Below are 18338 nucleotides of genomic sequence, written 5' to 3'. Positions count from 1 at the left end.
CTCAATCTCCTCTGGATTTGCCGAACCGGTCGATCAGACCGGTCAAGAATTTCGCCGCCGCCACCTGCTCGGTCGTGTCGAGACCTTCGACGAGGCGCGCGTTGAGGTCGGACAGCAGCGGATAGGATTTCTCGCGAAGGTCGCGGCCGTGCGGCGTGGCGACCAGCTCGATCGCCCGGCCATCGCTGGCGCTCGGTCGCCGCGTCACCAGCCCCGCCGCCTCGCAGCGGTCAGCTAGGCCGCTCAGCGCCGCCGGGCTCAGTTCGAGCAGCCGGGCCACCGTCGTCATGGCAACGCCCGCCTCGCCTTCGAGCGCATAGAGCAGCGCCAGCTGCGTCGGCGTCACGCCCAGCTGCGCTACGCTCTCGCGCTCGGCGCGCTGCACGACGGCACGGTGCGCCTGTGCCAGCAGATGAAAGAGCCGCGGTTCCCCTCGCATGCGAAGCTATTTACTTCGTATACGAAATAGATCGCCTGCACTTTTGGTCAGGTGGAGTGCTCAGGTCTCGGAAATCAGGCGGCGAGCGACTGCTGGAGTGCGGCGGCGAGACGGTCGCGGATGGCGCGAAGCTCGACGACCTGCGAGGCGCCGAACGCCGACACCTCGACCGGCTGCTCGCTGACGAACAGGTCGGACGGCGCGGCGGGCGGCGGCACCGGCGCGCCCTCGCCACCGACGCCGATCACCGCGCGCGTGCCGCGGTCCTTGATCAGCTTCTGCACGCCCTTGATGGTGTAGCCATCGGTGTAAAGCAGGCGATTGATTGCCTGAAGAAGCTGAATATCCTCAGGGCGATAATAGCGGCGGTTTCCACCGCGCTTCATCGGCTTGATCGCCGGAAACTTGGTTTCCCAGAAGCGCAGCACATGCTGCGGCACGCCGATGTCGTCGGAGACTTCGCTGATCGTGCGGAAGGCCCCGACGGCCTTGGCGTCGGCCACCCTGCTCAGCCCTTGGCGTTGATGCGGTCGCGCATCAGCTGGCTCGGCCGGAAGGTCAGCACGCGGCGCGGCTCGATCGGCACTTCCTTGCCGGTCTTCGGATTGCGGCCGATGCGGCGGCCCTTGTCGCGCAGCATGAAGGTGCCGAACGAGGAAATCTTGACGTTCTGGCCCTTGGTCAGGGCGGTGCAGATTTCGTCGAGCACCTGCTCCACCAAGGTGGCGGAATCGGCGCGGGAAAGACCGAGTTCGCGATGCACCGCGTCGCTGAGGTCGGCTCGGGTAAGTGTATGTGCGGCCATGATATGCCTCGCGACTGGCTGATTCCTTGAAACGCTACCGTAATCGCCGCAAATCCACAATGTCGGCGCCGTAACGATTGCCGACAAAAGATTTTACCAGCGGACGGCCGCAGCGCCCCAGGTGAAGCCGCCGCCCATCGCCTCGAGCAGCAGCAGGTCGCCATCCTTGATGCGCCCGTCGCGCACCGCGGCGTCGAGCGCCAGCGGCACGCTGGCCGCCGAGGTGTTGGCATGCTGGTCGACGGTGACGACGACGCGGTCGATCGGCAGGCTCAGCTTCTTCGCCGTGCCTTCGAGGATTCGCAGATTTGCCTGGTGCGGAATCACCCAAGATACGTCCTCGGGCTTGAGCCCGGCGGCCGCCAGCGTCTCCAGCATCACGCTCGACAGGTTGGTGACCGCGTGGCGGAACACTTCTTTGCCCTTCATGCGAAGCTTGCCGGTGGTGCCGGTCGAGCCCGGCCCGCCATCGACATACAGCAGCTCATTGTAGCGGCCATCCGAATGGAGGCGCGCGGCAAGCAGCCCCTTGTCGTCGTTCGTCCCCTGCCCCTCTTCGGCGCGCAGCACCACGGCGCCGGCGCCGTCGCCGAACAGCACGCAGGTGGTGCGGTCTTCCCAGTCGAGGATGCGGCTGAAGGTCTCCGCGCCGATCACCAGCGCGGTCTTGCCCTGGCCGGCGCGGATCATCGCGTCGGCGACAGTCAGCGCATAGAGGAAGCCAGAGCAGACAGCGGCGACATCGAAGGCGACACCGTGCGTGAGGCCGAGCTTCGCCTGCACCCGCGTCGCGGTGGCCGGGAAGGTCTGATCGGGGGTCGCGGTGGCGACGACGATCAGGTCGACCGCCTGCACGTCGATACCGGCCGATTCGAGCGCCTGCTTCGCCGCGTTGACCGCGAGGTCGGAGGTCAGCTCGCCCTCGGCGGCGATATGGCGGCGGCGGATGCCGGTGCGCTCGACGATCCACTCGTCGGAGGTATCGACCAGCGCCGCCATCTCGGCATTTTCGATGACGCGCGACGGCAGATAGGTGCCGGTGCCGACGATACGCGAACGGGTGACGGTCATTCCGCGGCGGCCGGCGCGCGGTGGGCGTCGAAATTGGCCAAGTCGCTGGCGATACGGCGGGTGATGTCCGCGGTGACGAGGTCGTGCGCCACGCCGATAGCGTTGGCGACGCCGCGTGCGGTGGCGGAGCCGTGGCTCTTCACCACGATGCCGTTCAACCCGAGAAAGACCGCGCCATTGTGGTTGTTGGGGTCGAGATGGCCGCGCAGCGCACGCAGCGCCGGGCGGGACATGATGTAGCCGAGCTTGGTCAGCGCGGAGCTGCGGAAGGCGTTGGCGAGCAGCGTCACGACGAGCTTCGCCGTCCCCTCGGCGGTCTTCAGCGCGATGTTGCCCGAGAAACCGTCGGTGACGATGACGTCGATGTCGCCCTTGCTGATCTTGTCGCCCTCGGTGAAGCCGACGAACTCCATCGGCAGATCGGCCCCGCGCAGCATCGCGGCGGCAGCCTTCAGCTCATGGGTGCCCTTCAGGTCTTCCTCGCCGATGTTGAGCAGCGCGACCTTGGGCTTCTTGAGGCCGAGCACGGTGCGCGCGAACGCAGCGCCCATCACGGCGAACTGAACGAGATTCTTCTCGTCGCACTCGGTATTGGCGCCGAGGTCGAGCATCACCGATTCAGAGCGGAGCGTCGGCAGCAGCGCGGCGAGCGCCGGGCGGTCGATGCCCTCCATGGTGCGAAGGCCGAGCTTGGCGATCGCCATCAGCGCGCCGGTGTTGCCGGCCGATACGGCGGCATGCGCCTCGCCGGCTTTCACCGCCTCGACGGCCATGCCCATCGAGGAACGGCGGGCGCGGCGCAGCACCTGGCTCGGCTTGTCGGTGCCGAGCACTTCCTCGTCGCTGTGGACGATGACGGCGTTCTTCGCGACGCGCGGCGCGCGCGCCAGTTCGGCGCGGATCGCATCCTCGCGGCCGTAGAAGCGGAAAGACAGCTTGGGATAGCGCTTGTGCGCGATCTCGGCGGCCGCGATCGTGATCGCAGGGCCGCCGTCACCCCCCATGGCGTCGAGCGCGATTATCGGACGAACGGTCATTGCGCCGGCGTCCTACTCCGCTCGTTAGGCCTTGGGCTCGCTGACCTCACGGCCATTGTAATGGCCGCAACCGTTGCAGATGTGATGCGGCAGCTTCAGCTCGCCACAGTTCGAGCATTCCTGGAACTGCGTCGCCGTCAGGGCGTGATGGCTGCGGCGCATGTTGCGACGCGACGGGGAAGTTTTTCGCTTAGGAACGGCCATTTTGGCACCTATTCTAATGGTTTATCCGGGATTTCGGCCTGTGCCGGCACGCCCTGAATCAATGAGCGCGCGACAATAGCCATTTCCGCTTCGCTTGCAAGCAGAAGACGCCCGCGTTTTCCCTTCCCCCGCCGCGCGGTTTGCCGCAGTCTTTCGCCGACAAAAAAGCGGGAGGGAAAGTTGCCGGAACTCGAGGTCACCACCTTCACGGCCGCCATCTGCGGCCTGATCTATCTCGTCCTCTCCTACCGCGTCAGCCAGGTGCGCCTGTCGGAGCGAATCTCGCTCGGCGACGGCGGCCATGCCGACCTGATGGCGCGCACCCGCGCGCACGCGAATTTCGGCGAATATGTGCCGATCATCCTGATCCTGATCGCGCTGATCGAGTTCGAGACCGGCTACAGCGTCGCGCTCGGCATCGTTTCCGCCATCTTCATCCTCGCCCGCATCGCCCACGCCATCGGCATGGGCCGCCCCTCGCCCAACAAGCTGCGCGTCTCGGGCATCGTCGGCACTTGGGCAGCGCTGGCGGGCCTCAGCGTCTGGGCGCTGGTCCTCGCCGTCCGCACCATCTAGCGGAGTGCCGCGTCCCCGACGAACGGATTGGAGGCGCGCTCGCGGCCGAAGGTCGACATCGGGCCGTGGCCCGGCACGAACGCGGTGGCGTCGCCGAGCGGCCACAGCCGCCCGGTGATCGAGTTCACCAAGGTCGGGAAATCGCCCTTCGGGAAGTCGGTACGGCCGACCGAGCCCTGGAACAGCACGTCGCCGACGATGGCGAGGTTCGACGGGGCGTGGTGGAACACCACATGGCCCGGCGTGTGGCCGGGGCAGTGATAGACATTGAGCGTCAGGTCGCCGACGGTCACCTGGTCGCCGTCATGTAGCCAGCGGTCGGGCGTGAACGCCTCGGCGCGGGGCACGCCATATTGCCGGCCGCTCTCGGGATTGGAATCGATCCAGAATTTGTCGTCGGGGTGCGGGCCTTCGATCGGCACGCCCAGTTCGCGCGCCAGCACGCCGGTCTCGCCGCAGTGGTCGATGTGGCCGTGCGTCACCAGCAGCTTCTCGATGGTCACGCCCTGCTCCGCCGCGACGGCCTTCAGCCGCTCGAGGTCGCCGCCGGGGTCGGTGAACGCCCCCTTCATGGTCTTGGTGCACCAGATCAGGGTGCAGTTCTGCTGGAGCGGCGTCACCGGGATGATGACGGCGTTGAGCGGGCGGGTCGGGTCGGTCATGCCGTTGATGTAGTGCAGCCGCGCGCTTCCCCCAAGCCCGTGTTCACCATCATTCCGTCTCGCGCCCCGCGCCGCGCCGTGCCAAAGCCTGCCGGGTGATGGCTGCGTTCGACCCCACCGCCCCCTTCGTCCTGCTCGACGATGCGCGCCGCGGCGGCCGGGCCGAACTGTTCAGCCGCCCGACCGCCATCATCGAGGTAACGACACCCGACGCCGTACGCCCCGCCCTGCAGCGCCTGCGCGAAGCGACCGCCGCCGGCCAGTGGGCGGCGGGGTTCATCTCGTTCGAAGCCGGCTATGCGCTGGAGCCGAAGCTGCTGCCGCGCTTCCGTCCGCCGCAGGACGGCCTGCCGCTGCTGTGGTTCGGGCTGTTCGAGCGGCGAAGCCTGCTCGAAGCTGCCGAGGTCGAGGCGCTGCTCGGTGATGGCCGCGCCAGTGTCGGAAAGCTCACCCCACGCGTCGATGCCGCCGCGCACGCCGCGATGGTCGAGGACGCACAGCGGCTGATCGCCGCCGGCGACATCTATCAGGCGAACATCACCTTTCAGGCCGATGTCGCGGTCGACGGCCACCCGCTGGCGCTTTACCGGCGGCTGCGCGGCGCACAGGCGGCGCCCTATGGCGCGCTGGTCCACACCGGCAGCGTCTGGGCGCTGTCCTTCTCGCCCGAGCTGTTCTTCACCCTCGCCGCCGCCAAACTCACCGCCCGCCCGATGAAGGGCACCGCCGCCCGCTCGCCGACCGACGATGCCGCCGTGGCGGCGGCGCTCGCCGCCGACGAGAAGAACCGCGCCGAAAACCTGATGATCGTCGACCTGCTGCGCAACGACCTGTCGCGCGTCGCCGCACCCGCCTCGGTCGAGGTCGACGCGCTGTTCGAGGTTGAGACCTACCCGACCGTCCACCAGATGACCTCGACGATCAGCGCGACGCTCGGCGAAGGCCATGACGCCGTCGCCGTGATCGAGGCGCTCTACCCCTGCGGCTCGGTCACCGGCGCGCCGAAGATCCGCGCGATGGAGGTGATCGCCGACATCGAGCCCGCGCCGCGTGGCCTCTACACCGGCAGCATCGGTCGCCTCTCCCCCAATGGCGACGCCGTGTTCAACGTCGCGATCCGCACCTTGGTGCTGAGCGACGGCGAGGCGACCCTCGGCCTCGGTTCGGGAATCGTCGCCGACAGCGAGCCCGCGGCCGAATGGGCCGAATGCCTCGCCAAAGCGGCGTTCCTGACTCGCGCGCCGCGCCGCTTCGACCTGATCGAGACGCTGCGCTTCGATGCCGAGGACGGGCTGGTCCGCTTCGCCGCGCATGTCGACCGGCTGTCGCGGTCGGCGAAGCACTGGGGCTTCCGCTTCGACCGCCATGCGCTGCTCAACCAGGTGCAGGCGACGGTGGGCGAGCTCGCGTGGGACGCGCGCATCCGCCTGCTGCTGGCGCCAGACGGCACCACGACCGTACAGGCCTCGCCGCTGCCGACTCACCCGGCCGGGCCGGTCGAGGTGGCACTGCGCCCCCTCCCCGTCGAGGTCAGCGACCCCCGGCTGTTCCACAAGACCACCGATCGCGGCTTCTACGATGAGGCGCGCGCGGCCAGCGGGGCGTTCGAGGCGATCTTCGTCAATGCGGCCGGTCAGGTGACCGAGGGCAGCTTCACCAACCTGTTCGTAAAGCGCAACGGCAAGCTGCTGACGCCTCCGCGGTCGGCCGGATTGCTACCGGGCATCTTGCGGGCCGAATTGCTCGCATCGAGCGAGGCGATCGAGGTCGACCTCACCCCGGCCGATCTCGCCGAGGGCTTCTTCATCGGCAACTCGCTGCGCGGGCTGATCTCCGCGACCTTGCGCGCATAGAGAAAGGGCCGGGATCGCTCCCGGCCCTTCCTTTCGGTCGCTGGTTGGCGCGGACTTAGAAGTCCATGCCACCCATGCCGCCCATGCCGCCCGGCATCGCCGGCGCCGACTTGTCTTCCGGCAGCTCGGCGATCGCCGCTTCGGTGGTCACCAGCAGGCCGGCGACCGAGGCCGCATCCTGCAGCGCGGTGCGGACGACCTTGGTCGGATCGATGACGCCCGCCTGTACGAGATTCTCGTACACGTCGGTCTGCGCGTTGAAGCCGAGCGTGTCGTCGTTCGACTCGAGCAGCTTGCCCGAGACGACGGCGCCGTCATGGCCGGCGTTCTGCGCGATCTGGCGAACCGGCGCGTAGAGCGCCTTGCGGACGATGTCGATGCCGCGGGTCTGGTCGTCGTTGGCCCCCTTGAGGCCGTCGAGCGCCTTCGTCGCGTACAGCAGCGCGGTACCGCCGCCGGGGACGATGCCTTCCTCGACCGCGGCGCGGGTCGCGTGAAGCGCGTCGTCGACGCGGTCCTTGCGCTCCTTCACCTCGACCTCGGTCGCACCGCCGACCTTCAGCACCGCGACACCGCCGGCGAGCTTCGCGAGACGCTCTTGGAGCTTCTCCTTGTCGTAGTCCGAGGTGGTGTTCTCGATCTGCGCACGGATCTGCTCGACGCGACCCTTGATCGCGTCGCCCTCGCCCGAACCGTCGACGATCGTGGTGTTGTCCTTGTCGATGGTGACGCGCTTGGCCTTGCCGAGCATCTGCAGCGACACGTTCTCGAGCTTGATGCCGAGGTCTTCGCTGATCATCTGGCCCTGCGTCAGGATCGCGATGTCCTCGAGCATCGCCTTGCGGCGATCACCGAAGCCCGGCGCCTTGACGGCCGCGACCTTGAGGCCGCCGCGCAGCTTGTTGACGACCAGGGTCGCCAGCGCCTCGCCCTCGACGTCCTCGGCGATGATGAGCAGCGGACGGCCGCTCTGCACCACGGCCTCGAGCACCGGCAGCATCGCCTGCAGGTTCGACAGCTTTTTCTCGTGGATGAGGATGTAGGGATTATCGAGCTCGACCTGCATCTTCTCGGCGTTGGTGATGAAGTAGGGCGACAGGTAGCCGCGGTCGAACTGCATGCCTTCGACGACATCCAGCTCCGAGGCCATGCCCTTGGCTTCCTCGACGGTGATGACGCCTTCCTTGCCGACCTTCTCCATCGCTTCCGCGATCATGCGGCCGATCTCGGTCTCGCCGTTCGCCGAGATGGTGCCGACCTGGGCGATCTCCGCGGTGCCGGCGACCGGCTTCGAGCGCGCCTTCAGGTCCTCGACCACCTTGGTCACGGCGATGTCGATGCCGCGCTTCAGGTCCATCGGGTTCATGCCGGCGGCGACCGACTTCATGCCCTCGCGAACGATCGCCTGGGCGAGAACCGTCGCGGTGGTGGTGCCGTCACCGGCGATGTCGTTGGTCTTCGAGGCCACTTCGCGCACCATCTGCGCGCCCATGTTCTCGAACTTGTCCTTGAGCTCGATCTCCTTGGCGACGGTGACGCCGTCCTTGGTGATGCGCGGGGCGCCGAAGCTCTTGTCGATGACGACGTTGCGGCCCTTCGGGCCGAGCGTGACCTTCACCGCGTCGGCGAGAATGTCCACGCCACGGAGGATGCGCTCACGCGCGTCGCGCGAGAATTTGACGTCCTTAGCTGCCATGATGCTCTACCTTCTTGTCTGATTTCGCTGAACCGGGAAGCGGCGCTTAGCCGCCCTGCTCCACGATGCCGAGGATGTCGCTCTCCTTCATGATGAGGAGGTCCTCGCCGTTGACGCGCACTTCGGTGCCCGACCACTTGCCGAACAGAACGCGGTCGCCCCCCTTCACGTCGAGCGGGGTCACCTTGCCGTCCTCGCCACGCGCGCCCGAGCCGGCGGCGACGACTTCGCCCTCCTGCGGCTTTTCCTTGGCGGTGTCGGGGATGATGATCCCACCCGAGGTCTTCTCTTCGGCTTCGATTCGGCGAACGAGCACGCGATCGTGCAACGGACGGAAGTTCATGTGCTTCACCCTGTTGTTGGCTTGTGAATGCGGTGCGTTGGCACTCACCTTGCGGGAGTGCTAGCGGCACGCGGGATATGTGGCCCAGCCCGGGGGCTGTCAAGGCAACGCGGCGTGAAGTTTTTGCGGCGTCTCAGCCGCGGCGCGAGCGTTCAGGCCAGCGCGGCGTCTAGCTGGGGCTGGACCGGCTTGGAAGCTGGCGCGCGACCGGGCGAGCCCATCGCCGCGACGACGCGATTCCGGCCGGTCTTCTTGGCGTTGTAGAGCGCCTCGTCAGCCATCGACAGCAGGTCGGCGAGCGACTCGCGGCTGGTGCTGCTCATCGCGACGCCCGCGCTCACCGTCGCCGGTATCTTGCGCGCGCCGCTGCACAGATCGAGCCGGATGCGCTCGGCGATATCCAGGGCCGAGACATGGTCGGTACCCGGCACGATCGCCGCGAATTCCTCGCCGCCCATCCGGCACAGCATCGACCGGCGCGGCAGCCGATCGACGGCGATCGCCGCGAACTCGGTCAGCACATCGTCACCCGCGAGATGGCCGTGGGTGTCGTTGACCACCTTGAAATGGTCGAGGTCGAACATGATTACCGCGGCCGGCTCGCCCGCCTGCCGCGCCTCGGCCAGCATCGATTCGGCGCGAACCATGAAGGCGCGACGGTTGGCGACGCCGGTCAGCGGATCGATCAGCGCGGCGCGGCGGTGGAACAGGTCGGTCTTCTCCTTCGCCATCGACATGACGAGGAAGCCGAAGATCATCGCGTAAAGCAGGATGACGAGGCCGACCATCGACACCCAGGCGTCGCTGAAGCCCTGCATCCATGAAAACGACGGCAGCAGGCCGGGGCCGGCGAAGATACGGCCGAGGAAATAGATGCCGTTGAGCGCGGTCACCACCGCGGCGGCGCGCTGCGACACCAGCCGGTCGGGGCCATTCCACAGCTCGCGCGCGGTCACGATCGCATAACCGCCGATCAGCAGCGACATCAGCACGACACGCTGCACGAAGGTGACGTCAAAGACCCAGACGGCCGACAGCCAGATCACCATGCCGGCGATCAGCGCGGTCCACGGGGCCGATTGCTCGTTGAAGCGGCGCGCGGCGAGATAGGAAAGCCCGTAGGCCAGCATGAAGGCGCCGTTGCCGATCTCGCGCCAGATGCTGCGCATCTCATGCCCGCCGGCAAGGAACAGCACCGAGGCCGCTGCCGCGACAAGGCACGCGGCGCTCCACCAGCGCAACGCCTCGATCCGCCGGTCCTGCAACCACGAAAACAGGAGCAAAGCCCCCAGTACGAGGCTCATGATGCACGCGACGACGACCAGCGTCGCCGGATCGAGAACCATTCGCTCAAACCCTTCAGGGCGCCGCACTCCCCCCGAGCGGCGCAACACTAAAAAAGCGAGCCTGCGTGGTGCCCCCACCCGCAACCCAGCGCTGCCATAGCATGGGTTCGCACAAACGAAAACCGCCGCGCCGAAGATCGGCGCGGCGGCTTGTCGAAAATCAGTCGCGAAAAGCGATCAGGCTTTCTTGGCCGGCGCCTTCTTGGGTGCAGCTGCCTTGGCGGGCTTCTCAGCGGCCGGGGCTGCTTCAGCCTTCTTCGGCGCCGCAGCCTTCTTGGCGGGCTTCGCTTCGGCCACCGGCTTTTCCGCAGCCTTCTCGGCCTTCGCCGGCTTGGTTTCCTTGGCGGCCTTTACGGGTTTCGCCTCGGCGGCGGGCGCCTCTTCCTTCTTCGCCGCAGCCTTCTTGGCCTTCGGCTTGGCGTGGCTGTGGTCGTGATCGTGGTGATCATGGCCGCAGCCCGGGCCGTGCACGTGACCGATCGGCGATTCGTCCTCGCTCTCGATCGCGGCTTCCAGCTCCTCGCGCGACACCTTGCGCTCGGTCAGGTCGGCCTTCTCGAGCAGGAAGTCGACAACCTTCTCCTCATAGAGCGGCGCGCGCAGCTGCGCCGAGGCCATCGCGTTCTCCTGGAAGAACTTCACGGCCTGCTGCTGCTGGTCGCGCGGATAGCGGCTCGCTTCCTGCATGATCAGCCGGTTCATTTCCTGCTGCGTCACTTGCACGTCGTTGGCCTGGCCGATCTCCGACAGGAGCAGGCCCAGGCGCACGCGGCGCTCGGCGATGCGGCGATACTCGTCGCGATCCTTCTCGATCTCGGCCTTGGCGGCCTCGACGTCGGCCTCGTGGCCGGCTTCATGCTCGAGCTGCTGCCATATCTGGCCGAACTCGGCCTCGACCATCGACTGCGGCACGTCGAAGTCATGCGACGCGGCGAGATGATCGAGCAGCTTGCGCTTCATGTAGGTGCGGCTAAGGCCGGCGAGTTCGTTGCCGAGCGAATCCTTCATGATCTCCTTGAGCTTGTCGAGGCTCTCGAGACCGAGGTTCTTCGCCAGCTCGTCGTCAAGGCTCGCTTCCTTGGCGGTGCGGATCTCGTTGACGGTGACCGCGAACTGCGCCTCGCGGCCCTTCAGGTAAGCGACGTTGTAATCGTCGGGGAAGGTCACCTTGACGGTGCGCTGGTCGTTGGCCTTCACACCCTCCAGCTGCTCCTCGAATCCCGGGATCAGGCGGCCCGAGCCGAGCTCGATCTGCATACCCTCGCCGGTGCCGCCCTCGAAGGCCTCGCCATCGACGGTGCCGACGAAGTCCATGACGACCACGTCGCCGGTCTTCGCCGCATGCTTCGCCGGCGCCGCCTCGAAGCTCTTCTGCTGGTCGGCGAGGCGCTGCAGCGCGGTGTTCATGTCGGCGTCGGTCGGCTCGGCGACCAGCTTCTCCAGCTTGATGCCGTCAACGGCCGGGGTCTGCACGGTCGGCAGCACTTCGACGGCGACCTTGAACGCGACGTCCTTGCCTTCCTCGATGCTCTCGACATCGACCTGCGGCTGCATCGCGGGACGCAGCTTCTTGTCGGCAATGACCTTCTGCACGCCCTCGTTCAGCGCTTCCTGCAGCGCATCCTGGCGCAGCGAGGCGCCGTGCATCTTCTTGACGAGGTTGAGCGGCACCTTGCCCGGACGGAAGCCCGGCATGCGAATCTGCTTGGCGACGGTCGCGACCTGCGCGTCGATCTTGGCGTTCAGGTCCTTGGCCGGAATCGTCACGCTATATTCGCGCTTCAGGCCTTCGTTGAGCGTCTCGGCAATGCGCATCTGGCTTTCCAACTTCTCTAAAGATGTTCGCGGGTGGAGCTTCTTGGTGCGGGCGAAGGGACTCGAACCCCCACGTCTTTCGACACTGGAACCTAAATCCAGCGCGTCTACCAATTCCGCCACGCCCGCGGAAAAACTCGGGTCGGCGGGGTCTATATTATCAACTTCGCGCGTGCAAGTTCGCGCGAAGCTATGCCGCGACAGGCGCGCGTTCGGCAGCGATCAGGAACTCGACATTGCCTTCGGGCCCGGTGATCGGGCTTGGCACGATGCCGGTGACCGACCAGCCGTTCTGCGCCGCCACCCAAGCGGCAACCTCGGCACAGACGCGCTCGTGGATGACGGGATCGCGCACGACGCCGCCCCTGCCCACCTCGCCCGGCCCCGCCTCGAACTGCGGCTTGATCAGTGCGAGCAGGCGGGCGTGGGATTTGGCGAACGTGAGCGGACGCTCGAGCACCTTGGCGAGCCCGATGAAGCTGGCGTCACAGACGATCAGGTCGATGGGTTCGGGGATATGCTCCGCGGTGAGGATGCGCGCACTGGTCTGTTCGTGCACGACGACGCGCGGGTCCTGCCGCAGCTTCCACGCCAGCTGGTTGGTGCCGGAATCGACCGCATAGACCTTCGCCGCGCCCTTGGTCAGCATCACGTCGGTAAAGCCGCCGGTCGACGAACCGACATCGATCGCCACCGCCCCGGCCACGTCCCAGCCGAAATGGTCGAGCCCATGCGCCAGCTTCACCCCGCCGCGCGACACCCAAGGATGATCGCGGCCCTTCAGGATCAGCTCAGCGTCCGCCGCGAGGGTTTGCCCCGCCTTCTCCACCCGCCTGTCGCCGGCATAGACGAGGCCCGCGAGGATCAGCGCCTGCGCCCGCGTCCGGCTCTCGGCCAGTCCGCGATCGACAAGCATCTGGTCGGCCCGCAGCTTCGCCATCAGCCGCGCCGCCAGAACATCAGCAGCCCGAGCAACAGCACCGGCCCGAAGCCGATCAGCAGCCCGTTGCGAAGGTAGGGCCGCGACAGCGACGTCATCACCCGATCATGCTCGGCGCGGCACTGCGGCGTGTAGAGCGCATCCATCCGCCCCACCTCCCGCCCCTCGGCCCGCGCGGCCAGGATCAGCTGCTTCGCGCACGCATCCTGCGCGATCGACGCCTTCGGCCCCGCCTCCGACAGCGCGACCATCGAGGCGAAGAACCAGCAGACGGCGACCCAGACGAGGGAGCCGAGCCCAAAGGCGATCCATTTGATCATGCTCACCCTTCTATCGTCTCCCCTCCCCGAGGGGGAGGGGTAAGGGGTGGGCTGTCCGACAGGGCGTGCGCTATCCGCTGAAGCACATCTTCAAGCGTTTCCAAAACCTCGTCGTTCCAGAAGCGCAGAACCCGATAGCCGCTGGCGACCAACCTTTGATCGCGAACTACGTCATAGCGGCTCTCGAAATGCTGGCTGCCATCGACCTCGACGATCAGTCGATGCTCGCGGCAAACGAAGTCGCAGATGTAGCCAGCAACGACGATCTGACGGCTGAACTTGGTGCCGTTCAGCCGGCGACGGCTTAGCGCCGTCCAAAGTCGTACTTCCGCAGGCGTCAGGCGCGCACGCAGGTCGGCGGCGCGGGCCATGAGGAGAGGGTCGCGTTGGCGGTTGGAGCCCACCCCTTACCCCTCCCCCTCGGGGAGGGGATTTCTCGGGCGTTGTGCGTTAACGCCCACCATCGGCCGGCACGAGGTCGGGGCGGAAGGTGGCAATGGCGGCGTACAGTTGCGGGACGGTGGCGCCGCTCGGCTTCATGTGGATGGGCACGTCGCCGTGCTTGGAATGCCAGCTCAGGAAGCGCTTCAACCCGGTCGCGCCGTGGCGCTTCGGGTCGTCGAGCCACAGGCCGACATAGTCCTGTCCCACCGCCGTCGTGTGCGTCACCCGCTGGATCGCGCTCCACGGAATCACGCTTTCCGACCACGGCCGCCACAGCACGCCCTCGGCATCGACAACCAGCCGCTCACGCGGGTCGAGCAGGCTGCGCACCACCCCCACCTGCAGCGGCAGGAAGATGAGCAGCAGCGGGATCACCATCCACTTGTTGGTGCCCTCAGGCAGCGGGAAGCCGAGCCATTCGCAGAGGAACAGGAACCAGGCGGACATGCCGAACGGCACCGCGAAGATCCAGAAGGCGGACCAGGCCGCGTCGGCGCCGAACACCGGCCGCCACGCGAAGCGCTGTCCGGTCACGCGCGGGCGCCCAGCACCTTCACGCTGTTGTGGCGCAGCGCCGACAGCACCGTCTCCACCATCCCCGCCGCATCGAGCTTCGCCTCGGCGTATTGCACCTCGGGCTTGTGATGCTCCTGGAAGATATCGGGCAGGCGCAGGGTGCGGACCTTGAGGCCGGCATCGAGCAGCCCCTCGTCGGACAGCCAGGTGAGCAGATGCGCGCCGAAGCCGCCGATGGCGCCCTCCTCGACGGTCAGCACCACCTCGTGTGTCGCGGCGAGCTTGCGGACGAGATCATAGTCGATCGGCTTGGCGAAGCGCATGTCGGCGACGGTCGTCGACAGCCCCTTGGCGTCGAGCTCGTCGGCAGCCTTCAGCGCCTCGGTCAGGCGGGTGCCGAGCGACAGGATCGCCACCTTCTTGCCCTCGCGAGCGAGGCGGCCCTTGCCGATCGGCAGCGCCTGCGGCTCGGCGGGCAGCGGCACGCCCGTGCCCTCGCCGCGCGGATAGCGGACGGCGATCGGCCCGCTGTCATGCAGCGCGGCGGTGTGGACCATATGGACCAGCTCGGCCTCGTCGGCCGCCGCCATCACCACCATGTTCGGCAAGGTCGCCAGATAGGTGACGTCGAAGCTGCCCGCGTGTGTCGAGCCGTCGGCGCCGACGAGGCCGGCGCGGTCGATGCCGAAGCGCACCGGCAGATTCTGGATCGCCACATCGTGGACGACCTGGTCATAGGCGCGCTGCAGGAAGGTCGAATAGATGGCGCAGAACGGCCGGTAGCCCTGTGCGGCGAGGCCAGCGGCGAAGGTGACGGCGTGCTGCTCGGCGATGCCGACATCGAAGGTGCGGTCGGGATAGGCCGCCTGAAACTTGTCGAGCCCGGTGCCCGACGGCATCGCGGCGGTGATCGCCACGATCCGGTCGTCGCGCGCGGCTTCGGCCATCAGCGCCTTGGCGAAGGTCGCGGTGTAGCTCGGCGGCCCCGCGGGCGCCTTGGCCTGCGCGCCGGTCACCACGTCGAACTTCACCACGCCATGATATTTGTCCGCCGCCGCCTCGGCCGGGGCATAGCCCTTGCCCTTCTGCGTCACGACATGGACGAGGATCGGCCCATGCTCCGCGTCGCGGACATTCTCCAGCACGGGCAGCAGATGGTCGAGGTTATGGCCGTCGATCGGGCCGACGTAATAGAAGCCCAGTTCCTCGAACAGCGTCCCGCCCGTCGCCATGCCGCGCGCATATTCCTCGGCGCGCTCGGCGGCGCGCTGCAGGCGCTGCGGCAGCAGCTTCTTGGCGACGCGCTTGGCGACGCCGCGCAGCCCCAAGAAACTCTCCGACGAGACCAGCCGCGCCAGATAGGCGGACAGCGCGCCGACCGGCGGCGCGATCGACATGTCGTTGTCGTTAAGGATGACGACGAGGCGATTGCCCGCGGCCTCGGCGTTGTTCATCGCCTCATAGGCCATGCCCGCCGACATCGCGCCGTCGCCGATCACGGCGATCGCCTTGCCCGGCGTGCCCGCCAGCTTGTTGGCGACGGCGAAACCGAGCGCCGCCGAGATGGAGGTCGAGCTGTGCGCGGCACCGAACGGATCGTATTCGCTCTCGCTGCGCTTGGTGAAGCCCGAGAGGCCCCCGCCCTGCCGCAAGGTGCGAATCCGGTCGCGGCGGCCGGTGAGGATCTTGTGCGGATAAGCCTGGTGGCCGACGTCCCAGATCAGGGTGTCGCGCGGCGTTTCGAACACATAGTGCAGCGCCACCGTCAGCTCGACGACGCCCAAACCGGCGCCGAGATGGCCGCCGGTCACGCTCACCGCATCGACCATCTCGGCGCGCAGCTCGTCAGCAAGCTGGCGGAGCTGATCGGGCTGAAGCTTGCGAAGGTCGGCGGGCGTCGAAACCGTGTCGAGCAGCGGGGTGACGGGGCCTTTGGTCACGATCGATCCAGAGCAATTACACAAGCCGGTTGCTTACGCGCGAACAAGGACGTTGTCGAACGTCCTACGAACGTTAGCTGCAATCCGAGCATCGCCCCTTCACCTCGATCACCGGGCGCTCGGGGCTGAACCCGGCGGCCTTTGCCGTCTCGCGAACGCCCTTCGCCAGCACATCGTCGTCGACGTGAGTCGTGGCGCCGCACCCGTCGCAGACGAGGAAGATGCAGTCATGCAGGCAATCGGGGTGTGCGTTCGCCAGATAGGCGTTGCGGCTCTCGACGCGCATCGCGACGTTCTTCGCCACGAACAGGTCGAGGATGCGATAGACGGTGTTCGCCGCCACCCGCCGCCCGAGATTCTGGCTGACCTTGTCGGCGATGTCATAGGCGCTCGCCGGCTGGGTAAAGCTCGCCAGCGACTCGAAGACCGCCTGGCGCATGTCGGTCCACTGCTCGCCGCCCGCGACCAGCGCATCGCGCGCAGCAACCGTCAGCGAGGCACCGGCGGCGTGGTTCACATGGTCATGATGATGGTGGGCGGTGGCTGACATGGCGCCAATATGGGCCTTCCCGGCCCCCGGCTCAAGCGCTCCAGCGCAGGTTGAGCAGATGCGCGACGCCGAGCAGGCTGACGCCGACCACGGTGTAGAAGATTTCGGCAGCCGCCCCGTGCACCGCGAACTGCGCCGCGGTCATGGCGCCGAGACCAAGGCCGCCGACCGCGGCGACCAGCCAGCGGCCATGCTTCACCACGCCGCGCCACAGCGCGAAGGCGGCGAGCGGTATGGCGAAGGCCAGCCCGACGATATGGAAGGCATGATTCCACAGGAAGCCGCCGCTCACCGACACCGCCGCAAGCAACAGGCTGCCGACCAGGCAGTGCACGAGGCACAGCCCGGACAGCCCCATCGCGGAACGATCGATCCAGCGGAAATCCATGCCGCGCTTGTTATAATGTCTCATGGCACAGTTCAAGCGCTAACATCGCCGCATTGGAATCGTTTCGCCCGCCGTCTATACCGCCCTCGCCTTGCGCTCTGTGGAGCGCCAGATCGGGGGATTTCGATGAAGCTGTCCGACGCCATCCAACGCATCCAGCCCTCGGCGACGCTCGCCGTGACCGCCAAGGCGGCGGAGCTGAAGCGTCAGGGTCGCGACATCATCGGCCTCGGCGCCGGCGAACCCGATTTCGACACGCCCGACTTCGTCAAGGAAGCGGCGATCGAGGCGATCCGCCGCGGCGACACCAAATATACCAACGTCGACGGCACGCCCGCGCTGAAGGAAGCGGTGCGCGCCAAGTTCAAGCGCGACAACGGCCTCGACTATGGCGCCGACCAGGTCACGGTGAACGTCGGCGGCAAGCAGACGATCTTCAACGCGCTGGTCGCGACGATCGGCGCCGGCGACGAGGTCGTCATCCCGGCGCCCTACTGGGTGTCCTACCCCGATATCGTCAGCTTCACGGGCGCGACGCCGGTGTTCGTCGAGGCGGGCATCGACGCCGGCTTCAAGATCACCCCGGCGCAGCTCGACGCGGCGATCACCCCGCGCACCCGCTGGCTGATCCTCAATTCGCCGTCGAACCCGACCGGCGCCGGCTATACCGCCGCCGAGCTGAAGGCGCTCGGCGAGGTGCTGGAACGCCATCCGCACGTCTGGATCCTGTCGGACGATATGTATGAGCATATCGTCTATGAAGGCTTCACCTTCGCGACGATCGCCAAGGTCTGCCCGAGCCTCTACCCGCGCACGCTGACCGTGAACGGCGCGTCGAAGGCCTATTCGATGACCGGCTGGCGCATCGGTTTCGCCGGCGGCCCCGCCCCGCTGATCAAGGCGATGGGCAAGCTGCAGTCGCAGTCGACGTCGAATCCCTGCTCGATCGCGCAGGCGGCGGCGACCGCGGCCTTGAACGGCCCGCAGGATTTCCTCGCCGAGCGCCGCATCGCCTTCCAGGGCCGCCGCGACCTCGTGGTGTCGATGCTCAACCAGACCGTCGGCCTGCGCTGCCACCGGCCCGAGGGCGCCTTCTACGTCTATCCGGACTGCGCCGGGCTGATCGGCAAGAAGACGCCAGCGGGCGCCGTACTGACCGATGACGAGGCGGTCGCCGCCTATCTGCTCGAGGCCGAGGGCGTCGCGGTGGTGCACGGCGCGGCCTTCGGCGGCTCGCCGGCGTTCCGCATTTCCTACGCGACCTCGACCGCGATTCTCGAGGAAGCCTGCAAGCGCATCCAGCGCGCCTGCGCGGCGCTGGTTTAACACCTACCTCCACCCGTCATACCGGCGAAAGCCGGTATCCAGACCAGCGTCCGACTGGATACCGGCT

General features: G+C 67.3%; 21 protein-coding genes and 1 tRNA gene. 3 read left to right on the top strand and 19 right to left on the bottom strand.

The features are described 5' to 3' along the window. Window position 1: 1 nt before the first annotated feature. From ACFOMD_RS13325 to rpmF, 6 genes are all read right to left on the bottom strand, one after another. The gene (locus ACFOMD_RS13325) at window positions 2-439 is read right to left on the bottom strand and encodes a MarR family winged helix-turn-helix transcriptional regulator (protein WP_380862165.1); all 438 of its coding nucleotides are present in this window, start codon (window positions 437-439) and stop codon (window positions 2-4) included. A gap of 74 nt (window positions 440-513) precedes the next feature. Further along, complete coding sequence (locus ACFOMD_RS13320) at window positions 514-942, bottom strand: MerR family transcriptional regulator (protein WP_380862163.1); 429 nt, start codon at window positions 940-942, stop codon at window positions 514-516. Window positions 943-947: 5 nt separating this feature from the next. Further along, on the bottom strand, window positions 948-1298 hold the full coding sequence (locus tag ACFOMD_RS13315; protein WP_380863445.1) for an integration host factor subunit alpha: 351 nt from the start codon (window positions 1296-1298) through the stop codon (window positions 948-950). Window positions 1299-1337: 39 nt separating this feature from the next. Then, window positions 1338-2315: a beta-ketoacyl-ACP synthase III gene (locus tag ACFOMD_RS13310; RefSeq protein ID WP_380862161.1), complete on the bottom strand. Its 978-nt coding sequence runs from the start codon at window positions 2313-2315 to the stop codon at window positions 1338-1340. Further along, window positions 2312-3352 carry a phosphate acyltransferase PlsX gene (gene plsX / locus ACFOMD_RS13305; protein ID WP_380862159.1) on the bottom strand — a complete coding sequence of 347 codons (1041 nt, stop codon included), beginning with the start codon at window positions 3350-3352 and terminating at the stop codon, window positions 2312-2314. Before plsX ends, ACFOMD_RS13310 begins: the two co-directional genes overlap by 4 nt. Before the next feature lie 24 nt (window positions 3353-3376). After that, window positions 3377-3556: a 50S ribosomal protein L32 gene (gene rpmF, locus ACFOMD_RS13300; RefSeq protein WP_380862157.1), complete on the bottom strand. Its 180-nt coding sequence runs from the start codon at window positions 3554-3556 to the stop codon at window positions 3377-3379. 180 nt (window positions 3557-3736) lie between these two features. Here rpmF and ACFOMD_RS13295 point away from each other — a divergent pair, with 180 nt between their 5' ends. Beyond that, window positions 3737-4132 (top strand): MAPEG family protein, encoded by a 396-nt coding sequence (locus ACFOMD_RS13295; protein ID WP_380862155.1) that lies wholly within the window; start codon window positions 3737-3739, stop codon window positions 4130-4132. Here ACFOMD_RS13295 and ACFOMD_RS13290 read toward each other — a convergent pair. Continuing rightward, the gene (locus tag ACFOMD_RS13290; protein ID WP_380862153.1) at window positions 4129-4794 is read right to left on the bottom strand and encodes an MBL fold metallo-hydrolase; all 666 of its coding nucleotides are present in this window, start codon (window positions 4792-4794) and stop codon (window positions 4129-4131) included. The genes ACFOMD_RS13295 and ACFOMD_RS13290 overlap by 4 nt on opposite strands. 98 nt (window positions 4795-4892) lie before the next feature. On the opposite strand from ACFOMD_RS13290, the gene pabB reads away from it, so the two are divergent. Beyond that, entirely contained in the window at window positions 4893-6647 is a 1755-nt protein-coding gene (gene pabB / locus ACFOMD_RS13285; protein ID WP_380862151.1) for an aminodeoxychorismate synthase component I, read from the top strand. A 55-nt stretch (window positions 6648-6702) separates the two neighbouring features. Here the strand turns inward: pabB and groL are convergent, their stop codons facing one another. The 12 genes from groL to ACFOMD_RS13225 form a co-directional block, all read right to left on the bottom strand. After that, on the bottom strand, window positions 6703-8343 hold the full coding sequence (groL, locus tag ACFOMD_RS13280) for a chaperonin GroEL (RefSeq protein ID WP_380862149.1): 1641 nt from the start codon (window positions 8341-8343) through the stop codon (window positions 6703-6705). A gap of 46 nt (window positions 8344-8389) precedes the next feature. Further along, complete coding sequence (gene groES / locus ACFOMD_RS13275) at window positions 8390-8686, bottom strand: co-chaperone GroES (RefSeq protein ID WP_380862147.1); 297 nt, start codon at window positions 8684-8686, stop codon at window positions 8390-8392. Window positions 8687-8838: 152 nt separating this feature from the next. Beyond that, on the bottom strand, window positions 8839-10032 hold the full coding sequence (locus ACFOMD_RS13270) for a GGDEF domain-containing protein (RefSeq protein WP_380862145.1): 1194 nt from the start codon (window positions 10030-10032) through the stop codon (window positions 8839-8841). Between the two features lie 177 nt (window positions 10033-10209). Beyond that, entirely contained in the window at window positions 10210-11847 is a 1638-nt protein-coding gene (gene tig / locus ACFOMD_RS13265; protein WP_380862143.1) for a trigger factor, read from the bottom strand. A 44-nt stretch (window positions 11848-11891) separates the two neighbouring features. Further along, window positions 11892-11976, bottom strand: a tRNA-Leu gene (locus ACFOMD_RS13260). Between the two features lie 61 nt (window positions 11977-12037). Then, window positions 12038-12787: a TlyA family RNA methyltransferase gene (locus tag ACFOMD_RS13255; RefSeq protein ID WP_380862141.1), complete on the bottom strand. Its 750-nt coding sequence runs from the start codon at window positions 12785-12787 to the stop codon at window positions 12038-12040. After that, a complete protein-coding gene (locus ACFOMD_RS13250) occupies window positions 12787-13107 on the bottom strand; it encodes a hypothetical protein (protein WP_380862139.1) in 321 nt (106 codons plus the stop codon). The genes ACFOMD_RS13255 and ACFOMD_RS13250 overlap by 1 nt, the downstream gene beginning before the upstream one ends. Before the next feature lie 2 nt (window positions 13108-13109). Next, the gene (locus ACFOMD_RS13245) at window positions 13110-13478 is read right to left on the bottom strand and encodes an endonuclease domain-containing protein (RefSeq protein WP_380862137.1); all 369 of its coding nucleotides are present in this window, start codon (window positions 13476-13478) and stop codon (window positions 13110-13112) included. Between the two features lie 79 nt (window positions 13479-13557). Next, complete coding sequence (locus ACFOMD_RS13240) at window positions 13558-14085, bottom strand: hypothetical protein (protein WP_380862135.1); 528 nt, start codon at window positions 14083-14085, stop codon at window positions 13558-13560. Beyond that, window positions 14082-16007: a 1-deoxy-D-xylulose-5-phosphate synthase gene (dxs, locus tag ACFOMD_RS13235; RefSeq protein WP_380862133.1), complete on the bottom strand. Its 1926-nt coding sequence runs from the start codon at window positions 16005-16007 to the stop codon at window positions 14082-14084. The genes ACFOMD_RS13240 and dxs overlap by 4 nt, the downstream gene beginning before the upstream one ends. Before the next feature lie 73 nt (window positions 16008-16080). After that, on the bottom strand, window positions 16081-16557 hold the full coding sequence (locus tag ACFOMD_RS13230; RefSeq protein ID WP_380862131.1) for a Fur family transcriptional regulator: 477 nt from the start codon (window positions 16555-16557) through the stop codon (window positions 16081-16083). Window positions 16558-16588: 31 nt separating this feature from the next. Continuing rightward, a complete protein-coding gene (locus ACFOMD_RS13225; protein WP_380862129.1) occupies window positions 16589-16969 on the bottom strand; it encodes a MerC domain-containing protein in 381 nt (126 codons plus the stop codon). A gap of 102 nt (window positions 16970-17071) precedes the next feature. Between ACFOMD_RS13225 and ACFOMD_RS13220 the strand changes: the two genes are divergently transcribed. Next, a complete protein-coding gene (locus tag ACFOMD_RS13220) occupies window positions 17072-18271 on the top strand; it encodes a pyridoxal phosphate-dependent aminotransferase (protein WP_380862127.1) in 1200 nt (399 codons plus the stop codon). The last annotated feature ends 67 nt before the right edge of the window (window positions 18272-18338 follow it).

Source organism: Sphingoaurantiacus capsulatus (assembly GCF_042648405.1).
Classification (GTDB): Bacteria; Pseudomonadota; Alphaproteobacteria; order Sphingomonadales; family Sphingomonadaceae; genus Sphingoaurantiacus; species Sphingoaurantiacus capsulatus.
The sequence above is the reverse complement of the archived record's forward strand: the minus strand, read 5'-3'. Positions and strand labels throughout refer to the sequence as shown.